Annotated in this window: 9 protein-coding genes; 2 read left to right on the top strand and 7 right to left on the bottom strand. The window is 74.4% G+C overall.

Annotation, left to right across the window (positions count from 1 at the left end; translation table 11 throughout):
• The 7 genes from ACOJUF_RS07055 to ACOJUF_RS07025 all read right to left on the bottom strand — a co-directional run.
• On the bottom strand, positions 1-1,599 hold a 1,599-nt coding region (locus tag ACOJUF_RS07055; protein ID WP_420121154.1), incomplete at its 3' end, for a transglutaminase family protein.
• A gap of 202 nt (positions 1,600-1,801) precedes the next feature.
• Positions 1,802-3,577: an aspartate--tRNA ligase gene (gene aspS, locus ACOJUF_RS07050; RefSeq protein ID WP_420121153.1), complete on the bottom strand. Its 1,776-nt coding sequence runs from the start codon at positions 3,575-3,577 to the stop codon at positions 1,802-1,804.
• Between the two features lie 188 nt (positions 3,578-3,765).
• Positions 3,766-4,812 carry an LLM class flavin-dependent oxidoreductase gene (locus tag ACOJUF_RS07045; protein ID WP_420121152.1) on the bottom strand — a complete coding sequence of 349 codons (1,047 nt, stop codon included), beginning with the start codon at positions 4,810-4,812 and terminating at the stop codon, positions 3,766-3,768.
• 58 nt (positions 4,813-4,870) lie between these two features.
• The gene (locus ACOJUF_RS07040) at positions 4,871-5,548 is read right to left on the bottom strand and encodes an LON peptidase substrate-binding domain-containing protein (protein WP_420121151.1); all 678 of its coding nucleotides are present in this window, start codon (positions 5,546-5,548) and stop codon (positions 4,871-4,873) included.
• A gap of 26 nt (positions 5,549-5,574) precedes the next feature.
• A complete protein-coding gene (locus ACOJUF_RS07035; protein WP_420121150.1) occupies positions 5,575-5,823 on the bottom strand; it encodes a YdeI/OmpD-associated family protein in 249 nt (82 codons plus the stop codon).
• Positions 5,824-5,950: 127 nt separating this feature from the next.
• A complete protein-coding gene (locus tag ACOJUF_RS07030) occupies positions 5,951-7,132 on the bottom strand; it encodes an RNA polymerase sigma factor (protein ID WP_420121149.1) in 1,182 nt (393 codons plus the stop codon).
• Positions 7,133-7,209: 77 nt separating this feature from the next.
• Positions 7,210-7,566 carry a YciI family protein gene (locus ACOJUF_RS07025; RefSeq protein WP_420121148.1) on the bottom strand — a complete coding sequence of 119 codons (357 nt, stop codon included), beginning with the start codon at positions 7,564-7,566 and terminating at the stop codon, positions 7,210-7,212.
• Positions 7,567-7,965: 399 nt separating this feature from the next.
• Here ACOJUF_RS07025 and ACOJUF_RS07020 point away from each other — a divergent pair, with 399 nt between their 5' ends.
• A complete protein-coding gene (locus ACOJUF_RS07020) occupies positions 7,966-9,846 on the top strand; it encodes a DEAD/DEAH box helicase (protein ID WP_420121147.1) in 1,881 nt (626 codons plus the stop codon).
• 107 nt (positions 9,847-9,953) lie between these two features.
• Positions 9,954-10,679, top strand: coding sequence for a TMEM175 family protein (locus tag ACOJUF_RS07015; protein ID WP_420121146.1), 726 nt, complete (start codon positions 9,954-9,956; stop codon positions 10,677-10,679).
• The last annotated feature ends 276 nt before the right edge of the window (positions 10,680-10,955 follow it).

Here is a 10,955-nt window from a genome sequence, read left to right as displayed (position 1 = left end):
CTCGGCCGGCAGCCGGTGCAGCGGCAGCACGAACGCGGTCGGCTCGGTGACCGTCGCGTCGAGCCGGGCGAGCAGCTCGTGCCGGGCGTCGGGTGAATCGTCGGCCAGGTCCTCGGCGACCGGCTCACCGGCCGGCAACCGCACCTGAGCGGCGAGCCGGGCCAGCGGGTCCTCGAAGGCCGGGCGGACCTGCCCCGCCGGCAGCCCGAACCAGTCGGCCACGGCCTCGGTGAAGGCCCGGGCGTCGGCCACCCCGGCCGGTCGTGCGGCCGCGCCGCCGGCTCCGGTCGCCCCGGTGCCGTCGGTCGACTCCGTGGAGTCCTCCGCCCACGGGTCGGCGAACAACGACTGGGCGGACCAGAGCGGGGTGCCGTCCGCCCGCCAGTGCAGGACGATCTGCCAGCGGGGCAACGGCTCGCCCGGGTACCACTTGCCCTGGCCGCGGTGCACGATGCCGGTCGGCGAGTATATCCCGCGCAGCCGCTCGGCGAGCACGCCGGCCCGCTCGCGCTTCTGCGGTCCGTCGGCGGCGGTGGTCCACTCGTCCGCCGTCAGGTCGTCGATGGAGACGAACGTCGGTTCGCCGCCCATCGTCAGCCGCACGTCGGACTCGGTCAGCCGCCGGTCGACCTCCTGGCCGACCCGCTGCACCGCGGCCCACTGCTCCGGGGTGTACGGCAGCGTGACCCGCGGGTCCTCGTGCACCCGGCGCACCACGTTGGAGTACTCCAGGGTGGTCTGCGCGACGCCGGTCGCGCCGGTGATCGCCGCCGCGGTCGACGGGTGCGGGGTCGCCGAGAGCGGGATGTGGCCCTCACCGGCGAACAGTCCCGACGTCGGGTCCATGCCGATCCATCCGGCGCCCGGGATGTAGACCTCGGCCCAGGCGTGCAGGTCGGTGAAGTCGGCCGCCGGACCGGACGGGCCGTCCAGCGACGGCACGTCGGAGGTCAGCTGCACCAGGTAGCCGGACACGAACCGCGCGGCGAGCCCGAGCTCGCGCAGCAGCGAGACCAGCAGCCAGGCCGAGTCCCGGCACGATCCGATCGCCGTGGTGAGCGTGAAGTCCGGGGTCTGCACCCCCGGTTCCATCCGCACCGAGTAGCCGACCGACTGCTGCACGGCGGCGTTGAGCTGGACCAGGAAGTCCACGATCCGGGTCTCGTCGGCGACGGAGAAGTTCTTCAGCCATCCCTGCACCAGCGGGCCCGGCCCGCTGCCCGGGTCCCCCTCGTCGACCGGCCGCAGGTAGGGCTCCAGATCGGCGGCCAGCTCCGGCGGGTAGACGAAGCCGTAGTGCTCGGCGTACTCCTCGATGAAGAAGTCGAACGGGTTCACCACCGCCAGGTCGGCGACCAGACCGACGGTGATGCTCAGCTCGCGGGCCCGCTCGGGGAACACCAGCCGGGCCATGAAGTTGCCGAACGGGTCCTGCTGCCAGTTCACGAAGTGATTGGCCGGCTCCACCGTCAACGAGTACGAGTCGATCTTGGTCCGCGAGTGCGGGGCCGGGCGCAACCGGACCACGTGCGGATGGATGGTGACCAGCCGATCGAAGCGGTAGGTCGTGCGGTGCTCCAGCGCCACCTTGATACCCACGCTGCTCCTTCTTCACGTCGCGAGAACCCCCGCCACGCTGCAGGGTCGCCGATGGTCCGGCCGGCGGCCGTACCCGCTGGTCGATCACTCTATTCGCCGGAATGTTTCCGTATTGCGACGGTTGCGGTCCACGCACCCGCCCTGGACCACCGCCGGCAGCCGAGCCGGAACCCGGACTCGAGCCCGCCGGCCGCGGCCCCTGCTACTCCTTGGCCGGGGGCGGCACGACATCCACCCCGGCCTCCTTGCGCTGCTCGGGCGTGATCGGCGCCGGAGCAGCGGTCAGCGGGTCGAAACCGCCGCCCGACTTGGGGAAGGCGATGACGTCCCGCAGCGAGTCCGCACCGGCCAGCAGCATGGCGATCCGGTCCCAGCCGAAGGCGATGCCGCCGTGCGGGGGCGCGCCGAAGCTGAACGCCTCCAGCAGGAAGCCGAACTTGGCCTTGGCCTCCTGCGCGCTCAGGCCCATCACCGAGAACACCCGCTCCTGCACGTCGGCGCGGTGGATACGGATCGAGCCGCCACCGATCTCGTTGCCGTTGCACACGATGTCGTACGCGTAGGCCAGCGCCGACCCGGGGTCGGTGTCGAACGTGTCCAGGCACTCGGGCTTGGGCGAGGTGAACGCGTGGTGCACCGCGGTCCAGGTGCTGCCGGCACCGCCCACGCTGACATCGTCCGTTTCATCGGTGCGTTCGAACAGCGGCGCATCGACCACCCACAGGAACGACCAGGCGCTCTCGTCGATCAGCCCGCCGCGCCGGCCGATCTCCAGCCGGGCCGCGCCGAGCAGCTCCTGGGTGGACTTGCGGGCGCCGGCGCCGAAGAAGATCGCATCGCCCGGCTCGGCCCCGGTGGCCGCGGCCAGCCCGGCCCGCTCGTCCTCGGTGATGTTCTTGGCCACGGGCCCGCCCAGCGAACCGTCCTCGGCGACGGTGACGTAGGCCAGGCCCCGGGCGCCCCGCTGCTTGGCCCACTCCTGCCAGGCGTCGAAGCCGCGCCGCGGGGTGCTCGCGCCGCCCTTCTGCACGACCGCGCCCACGTACGGCGCCTGGAACACCCGGAACGGGGTGCCGGCGAAGTACTCGGTGAGCTCGGTGAGCTCCAGGTCGAACCGCAGGTCGGGCTTGTCCGAGCCGTAGCGGTTCATCGCGTCGGTGTAGGTCATCCGCGGGATCGGCAGGGTGATCTCGTGCCCGATCAACCGCCACAGCGCGGCCAGCACCTGCTCGGCCACGGCGATGACGTCGTCCTGCTCGACGAAGGACATCTCCACGTCGAGCTGGGTGAACTCCGGCTGCCGGTCGGCCCGGAAGTCCTCGTCCCGGTAGCACCGGGCGATCTGGTAGTAGCGCTCCATCCCGGCGACCATCAGCAACTGCTTGAACAGCTGCGGCGACTGCGGCAGGGCGTACCAGGAGCCCGGCTTGAGCCGGGCCGGGACCAGGAAGTCGCGCGCGCCCTCCGGGGTGCTGCGGGTCAGCGTCGGGGTCTCGATCTCGACGAAGTCGGCGTCGTCGAGAACGGCCCGCGCCGCCTTGCTGATCTTGGCCCGCAACCGCATCGCGTGCGCCTGGGCGGGCCGGCGCAGGTCCAGGTAGCGGTACTTGAGCCGGGTCTCCTCGCCGACGCCGACGCTGTCGTCGATCTGGAACGGCAGGGGGGCCGACTCGGACAGCACCTCGAGGGTGACCGCCTCGACCTCGATGCCGCCGGTCGGCAGCTCGGGGTTCTCGTTGCCCTCCGGCCGGACGGCGACCGTGCCGGTCACCCGCACGCAGTACTCGCTGCGCAGGTGATGGGCCGCGGCCAGCACGTCCCCGGAGTGGAACACCACCTGGGCCACGCCGGAGGCGTCCCGCAGGTCGATGAAGATCACCCCGCCGTGGTCGCGGCGGCGGGCGACCCAGCCGGCCAGGGTGACGGTGGTGCCGGCGTCGGAGGGGCGCAGGGAGCCGGCGGTGCGATCGCGGAGCACGTGTCTCGTTCCTAGGGGGCGGGGACGGCGGACCCGGCTGATCCTACGGGCGCCCGCGCCGCCCCGGTGACCGGACGAGCCGGCGCGGCTGGTCCGTTCGGATGAGCAGTCGCCCCCGAACGGGCCCGGCGCGGGCCGGCCCACCCCCCTCCGACCGGCGGGTTCGGCCGGCCGGGCCGGGGGCCGGGTCAGGCGCCCGCCGGCACCGCCGCGGCCGCCCGGGCGATCAGCTCCATCGAGCGCAGCTTGGCCGGCAGGCCGTGCGCCCGGGTCGAGATGATCATCTCCCGGACGCCGTAGCGCCGGGCCAGCTCGTCCAGGCCCGCGGCGACCTGGTCGGCGGAGCCGACGATCTCGGCCCGTCCCATCGCCCGCACCAGGTCGAGCTCGGCGTTCGTGTACGGGTAGGCGGCCGCCTGCTCCGGAGTCGGGATCTCCTGCAACCGTCCGGTCCGCAGCAGCAGCATCGACAGGGCCCCCGAGCGCGCCTCGAACCGCGCCTGCTCCTCGGTGTCCGCGGCCAGCGCGCTCACCCCGATCATCGGGTACGGCTCGGCCAGCACCGCGGACGGCCGGAACCGGTCGCGGTACAGGTCCAGCGCCGCCCCCGTGCCGCCGCCGGCCCCGGCGAAGTGGTGCGCGAACGCGTACGGCAGCCCCAGCCGGGCGGCCAGCCGGGCGCCGTAGTCGGACGAGCCGAGGATGTACAGCGGCACCGGGACGGCGGGCGTCGTGCGGATGGCCGCGAACGGGTGGTCGGCCGGGAAGTCGTCCTGCATGAAGTGGACCAGTTCGGCGATCTGGTCGGCGAAGTCATCGGGGCCCGACGGGTCCATCCGGCGGCGCAGCGCGTACGCGGTCAGCTGATCGGAGCCGGGGGCGCGGCCCAGACCCAGGTCGATCCGGCCGGGGTACAGCGCGGCCAGCGTGCCGAACTGCTCGGCCACCACCATCGGGGCGTGGTTGGGCAGCATCACGCCGCCCGAGCCGAGCCGGATGGTGGAGGTCCGGGCGCCCAGATGGGCCAGCAGCACGGCCGGGGCCGCGGCCGCGACCGCGGGCATGCCGTGGTGCTCGGCGACCCAGAACCGGTGGTAGCCGAGCTGCTCGGCCCGCACGGCCAGGGCCGTGGTGGCGGCCAGCGCCTCGGTCACCGTGGCGCCGACTCCCACGCCGGCCAGGTCGAGCACCGAGAGCCGGACGCCGTCGGCGGTGGTCAAGGATTCGTTGTTCACGCTCACTGCACTCACGCCTACTGACAACCGCCGCCGGCACCCGGGTGTTCCCACCCGGTCAGTTCGGCGAGTACGGCCCGCGGGCCAGCTCCTCGCCGGCCCTGGTCGACAGCCGCCCGATCAGGGCCAGCTCCCGGTTCAGCAGTTCGACCAGCAGCTGCAGCCGCCCGTCCAGGGTGTCCGCCTCGAGCAGCCGCTGCCGGTCGGTCAGATCCAGGGCGACCACCGACGAGATGGTGAACGCGCAGGCGACCGGGTCGTCCGGAACGGCGAACGGGGACGCCGCGTCCAGGCCGCGCGCCTCGAGCACCGCCCGCCGGTACCGCCGGAACAGCCGGGTGGCCCGCTCGGCCAGGTCCCGGCTCCGGGTGGTCGGGGCGTCGGTCAGCAGTTCGACCTCGGCCCGGTCCGCCCGATCGGCCACCGGCGGGTGCACCCGGTGCATCCGGAAGCGCCGGGTGCCCCTGGTCATCACGTCGAACGTGCCGGCGGTGAACGGCTGGATGTGCCGGATCTCGGCGATGCAGCCGACCTCGTACAGGCTCTGCACCCCATGCACGCCCACCTCGACCCCGGACCGGATGGCCACCACCCCGAACTCGCGGGCGCCGTCCGGACGCTCGAGCACATCCTCGATCAGGGCGCGGTAACGCGGCTCGAAGATGCGCAGCGGCAGCTGGGCACCGGGGAACAGCACGGTGCCCAGCGGGAAGATGGGCAGGGTGGTGGTGGTCACCGGACCGCCGACCCCGGCCGCGCGGCCTACAGGTCCTGCAGCGGGTGCGGGGACCCGTGCTCCTCGGCCGGTCGGCGCTGGTAGGCCTTGACGTGCTCGCCGAGACCGTCGAGCCGGGCCCGCCGCCCGTCGGCACCGTCTCCGGCGCCGATCCACTTCACGTAGACCCGCTGATCGTCCGGCCGCAACGCCTGGAACGCCTCCAGCGCGCCCTGGTCGGCGGCCAGCGCCTGGGCCATGTCCTCCGGCACCGCGACGCCCTTGTCCGTGATCATCGTTGATCCCCTCTCTGCCCCACCGGTCGGTTCGATCCCCGGCCCGGCCGACGCCCGGGCGCCGGCGCGCGGCCGGTGATCAACTGCAGGGTCAAGTCTGCCCAATGTGCCGCCCGCCTGCCAGGAATCACCCGGCCCGGGCGAGAAAGAATTCGCGTTCGGCCTCGGTGCGGGCGCGGGCGGCGGCCGCGGCCCAGCCGGCGCGCGCCTCGGCCCGGCGCCCGAGCGCGTCGAGCAGGCTCGCCCGGGCGGCCTGCGCGTAGGGATAGCGGTCCAGGCCGCCGAGCGCGATCACCTCGTCCAGGTCGCGCAGGCCGGCCGCCGGCCCGGCCAGCTGCCCGACCGCGACGCAGCGGGCCAGCGCCAGGGTCGGTGAGGGTTCGACCGACAGCAGCGCCCCGTAGAGATCGACCACCCGGCGCCAGTTGGTCCCGGGCAGGCTCGGCGCGATCGCGTGCTCGGCCGCGATGGCGGCCTGCAGCGCCATCGGCCCGGGCGCCGTCCGGGAGCCGGCCAGCGCGGCGCGGGTCAGCAGCAGCCCGCGCCGGATCATCTCCCGGTCCCACCGGGACCGGTCGGCCTCGGCCAGCAGCACCTGATCGCCGGCCCCGTCGAACCGGCCACCGGCCCGCGCCCTGGTCAGCACGATCAGCGCGAGCAGGCCGGTGAACTCCGGGTCGGCCGGCCGCAGCACCCGCAGCGCGGTGGCCAGGTACTGGGCCCGGTCGGCCAGATCGTCGTCGGTCAGGCCGGTCCCGGCGCCGGCCGTGTGGCCCAGGGTGAAGGCCAGGTGGACCACCCGGCGCACCACCGGCAGCCGCGCATCCACCGTGGCGTCGTCGGGCAGGTCCAGGGCCGGGCCGGCCGCCGCGAGCCGCTTCTTTGCCCGGGTGAGCCGGGCCGCCAACGCCGGCTCGCCGACCAGGAACGCGGCCGCGATCGCGGCGGTCGGCACGCCGCAGGCCAGCCGCAGGGTGAGGGCGATCCGGTCGGCCTCGCCGATCCGCGGGTCGCAGCACAGCACCACCAGCCGCAGCTCCTCGTCGCCGACGACGCCGATCTCGGTGCTGACGTCGGCCGGATGGACCTGACGCAGGCCGCCGCCGCCCCGGATCAGCGCCACCCGCGCCGCCCGGGCCGCCCGGCTCCGGTCGATCGCCCGGCGGCGTGCCGCCGTCACCAGCCAGGCCTCGACCGACGCCGGCACACCACGGTCCGGCCAGGTCTGGACCGCGAGCAGGAACGCGTCGGCGGTCGACTCCTCGGCGATGTCCAGGTCGCGGACGGACCGCAGCGTCAGCGCCAGCACGCGCCCGGAGAGCTCGCGTTGCGCCCGGGCCGCGACGGCCCGGGGGTGGTCCGCCGCACCCGCGCCCTCCCGGCCGGTCAGTCGAACGCCCAGATCGGCCGCAGCTCGATGTAGCCGGTGCCGGCCGGGCAGCGCTTGGCCACCGCCGTGGCGACGTCGTCGTTCGGCGCCTCGATCAGGTAGTAGCCGCCGAGCACCTCCTTCAGCTCGGCGCTGGGGTTGTCGACCGCCTGCACGTCCGGGCCGCGCGTGCCCCGCAGGTAGGTGGCCGTCGGCGTGGGCTGCAGCGCCTCGCCGCCCAGGATGCTGGCCCCCAGCTCGCCGACCTCGGCGCTGAACGCGTTGTGCGCGGCCATCGTCGCGCTCAGCTCGGCCTCCCCCGCGCTGGCGTAGGCCTCCTCGGATTCCATGATCAACAGCAGGTACTTGGCCATTGCGGTGCTCCTTCGGTGCTCCGGCGGTTGGACGAGCCCCCGCGGGCCGCCCGGACGCCGCGGCGGCGTCCCGACCCTTCAGACGGACGAGCCCGACGCAGATCGACAGCTTCGCCGGCGGCAGTGCGTGAATGATGGCGTTCGTGGCCCCCGGCCCGGCGTGTCGGGGGCCGATCGTCGGCGTGTCGGGGCGAACGGGACCGAATTCGTCACCTTCGCCGGCGCGGGGACGGGCGGGTCGAGCGCCCGGCGGGGCCGTCCGCTACACTGATCCGGTTACGCGGAGTGAGTCGCGCCTTCTCGACGACGGATTTCTTCATCATTCGGGAACTGCGACCGGGCCAACCACCGATGGTCGGCCTCCCAGGCTCCAGTTCTTTCGAGTGATTGGGTTTTTTGATGTCCCTGCACGCTGCCCTCCTGTCCGACACCCTTGATACTGAATCGATCCAGACGGCGCCGGCCGAGCAGCCGGAGCCCTCGGTCGAGCCGGAGCCGGCCCCGGCCGAGCCCTCGTTCGCCGATCTGGGCCTGCCGGCCGAACTGTTGCGTGCAGTCACCGGTCTGGGCTTCCGCACCCCCACCGCGATCCAGGCCGCCGCCATCCCCGCACTGCTCGGCGGGCGCGACATCACCGGCATCGCGCAGACCGGTACCGGCAAGACGGCGGCGTTCGGCCTGCCCCTGCTGGCGGCCGTCGACACGACGCCCGGCGTGCAGGCGCTGGTGCTGTGCCCGACCCGGGAGCTGGCCGTCCAGGTCGCCGACGCGATCACCTCGTTCGCCACGGCGATGCCCGACATCACGGTCGTCCCGATCTACGGCGGCACCGGTTTCCTGCCCCAGCGCGCCGCGCTCAAGGCCGGCGCGCAGGTCGTCGTCGGCACGCCCGGCCGGATCATCGACCACCTCGAGCGCGGCACCCTTGACCTGTCCGGCCTGCGGTTCATGGTGCTGGACGAGGCCGACGAGATGCTGCGGATGGGCTTCGCCGAGGACGTGGACCGGATCCTGTCCGACGCGCCGGCGAGCCGGCAGACGGCCCTGTTCTCGGCGACCATGCCGCCGCCGATCCGGGCGATCGCCAACCAGCACATGACGGACCCGATGGACATCGCGGTCAGCCGCCAGTCCTCGACCGTCGACTCGGTCCGGCAGATCTACGCGGTCGTCCCGTTCCGCGACAAGTCCGATGCCCTGGCCCGCTTCCTGCAGGTCACCGAGGGCGATGCGGCCATCGTGTTCGTCCGCACCAAGGAGGCCTGCGACCAGGTCGGGGCCGACCTCGTCGCCCGGGGCGTGACCGCCGCGGTGATGAACGGCGACGTCCCGCAGAAGGAGCGCGAGAAGATCATCGAGCGGCTCCGCGACGGCCGGCTGGACGTGCTGGTCGCCACCGACGTGGCCGCCCGCGGGCTGGACGTGGACCGCATCGACCTGGTCGTCAACTTCGACGCCCCGGGCGAGCCGGAGGCCTACGTGCACCGGATCGGCCGCACCGGCCGGGCCGGGCGCACCGGAACCGCCCTGACCTTCTTCACCCCCCGCGAGATGAGCCGGCTGCGGGCGATCGAGCGGGCCACCCGCGGCACGCTGGAGCAGATCGTGCCGCCCACCCCCGACGAGGTCGCCGCGCACCGGGCGGCGGTCGTGCTGCGCAAGGCCATCGCCCGGTTCGACGTCGGCCGGTTGCAGCACCAGAACCGGCTGATCCGCGACCTGCTCGCCGAGAACGACCTGACCGGTGAGGAACTGGCGGCGGCCCTGCTGGCCCTGGCCGCCGGGGACGACGGCCGCGAGCCCGAACCCGCGCCGGAGCCGGCCGCGTTCGATCGCGACCGCAAGACCAAGGTCCGCTCGGCCGCCGGGACCACGGGCGACCGCCCCCGGTCCGGGGCGGAGCGCGGCGGCCGCGCCCGCGCGCCGTTCGGGCGCCGGTACCGGGTCGCCGTCGGTCACCGCGACGGCGTGCGGCCGGCCGGCATCGTCGGAGCCATCACCGGCGAGGGCGGGGTGACCGGCAAGGACCTGGGCAAGATCGACATCTACGACTCCTACTCGACCGTGGAGATCGGCACCGAGCTGTCCCCGGCCGCGCTGGGACGGATCGCCAACGCCAAGGTCAGCGGCCGCACGCTGCGCATCGAGCCGGATCGGGACGACGCCCAGGGCCGGCGCCCGTGGGCCGGCCAGCGCGACTCGCACGGCCCGCGCCGCGCCGGCGGGGCCGGCCCGGAGCACGGCCACGGCGGCGGCCGGGGGTACCGCGCCGGGCGGTGACCCGGCCCCGGCCCCGGCCCCGGCCTGCGGTGTGCCATGCTCCGCGGCGGACAGTCCGCGGGTGCGTCGCCGACCACCCGCCGGGGCCACCGCGGGGAGGAGACGGCATGCCGGGCGGGCGCTACCCCCGGGAGGGCGTCGAGTTCTCCCGGGCGGTCACGTTCTACGACGCGATCTACGCGTTCGCGGTCACGCTGCTGATTACCACGGTCGACGATTTCAGCCCCGAGGCGTGGTCCGGCCCGGCCGCGCTGTGGGCGGCCAACGGGCCGTCGCTGCTGGCGTTCACCATCAGCTTCGCGGTCGTCGTCTCGTTCTGGCGGGGCAGTCACGCGGTGGTTTCCGGCCTGGCCGCGATGAACGGCCGGGTCATCGGCCTGGGCTGCATCGCGATGTTCGGGGTGGTGCTGCTGCCGTTCGCCACCGAGGCACTGGGCAAGATCTCGGGCGAGCCGCTGCCGGTCGCGGTCTACGCGGTGGTGATCGCCGGCACCTCGCTCATGCACAACCTGGTGGAGGACCAGGCGACGGCGGCCGGTCTGGGGCACCGCCGGCGCTCCCCCGCCGAGCGGCGCTGGTTCTGGGTCGGCGGCGCGGTGGTACCCGCGGTCTTCCTGCTCTCCATTCCCATCGCCTACCTGGTCGCGCCGAGCCCGGCCATGTACTTCTCCACCGGCCTGATCGTCGTCGGACCGCTCGCCGGCCGGGGGCGGGCCCGGCGGATGGACGCGCCCGCGCGGGCGGCCGGGACCGTCGATCCCGACCCGGCCGATCCCGACCCGGCCGATCCCGACACACCCGCCGACCCGGACGGCGCGCGCCGGCCGGCCTGATCGGCGGCGCGCGAACGGTCGGGGCTGTCGGCCGCCCACCTGCGAGCATCCCGGCGCCGGGTGGTGACCGCCGCAACGGGCCGGCTGCGCGCCGGGCCCGGTCAGGCCCCGATCGCGACGAACGAGACCCCGGCGGCCAGCGCGGCGTCCGCATCGACCAGCGGGCCCGGGCCGCCCGGCCCGGGATCGTCCGCACCCGCCACGGCCGGCCCGACCGCGTCGGCCCGCGCGTCGGCGGTCGACCGGCCGGCCCGCAAGCCGGCGTGCAGGCGGGTC

Origin of the sequence: Nakamurella sp. (assembly GCF_048594475.1) — a bacterium.
Taxonomy (GTDB): Bacteria; Actinomycetota; Actinomycetes; order Mycobacteriales; family Nakamurellaceae; genus Nakamurella.
Note: the sequence above shows the minus strand (reverse complement) of the source record. Positions and strands in the feature narration are given on the sequence as shown.

Bases quoted from the DNA above. Each gene is read 5' to 3' on its own strand.
- ACOJUF_RS07015 (WP_420121146.1), top strand. From the start codon at position 9,954: ATGCCGGGCGGGCGCTACCCCCGGGAGGGCGTCGAGTTCTCCCGGGCG.
- ACOJUF_RS07025 (WP_420121148.1), bottom strand. From the start codon at position 7,566: ATGGCCAAGTACCTGCTGTTGATCATGGAATCCGAGGAGGCCTACGCC.
- ACOJUF_RS07020 (WP_420121147.1), top strand. From the start codon at position 7,966: ATGTCCCTGCACGCTGCCCTCCTGTCCGACACCCTTGATACTGAATCG.
- ACOJUF_RS07035 (WP_420121150.1), bottom strand. From the start codon at position 5,823: ATGATCACGGACAAGGGCGTCGCGGTGCCGGAGGACATGGCCCAGGCG.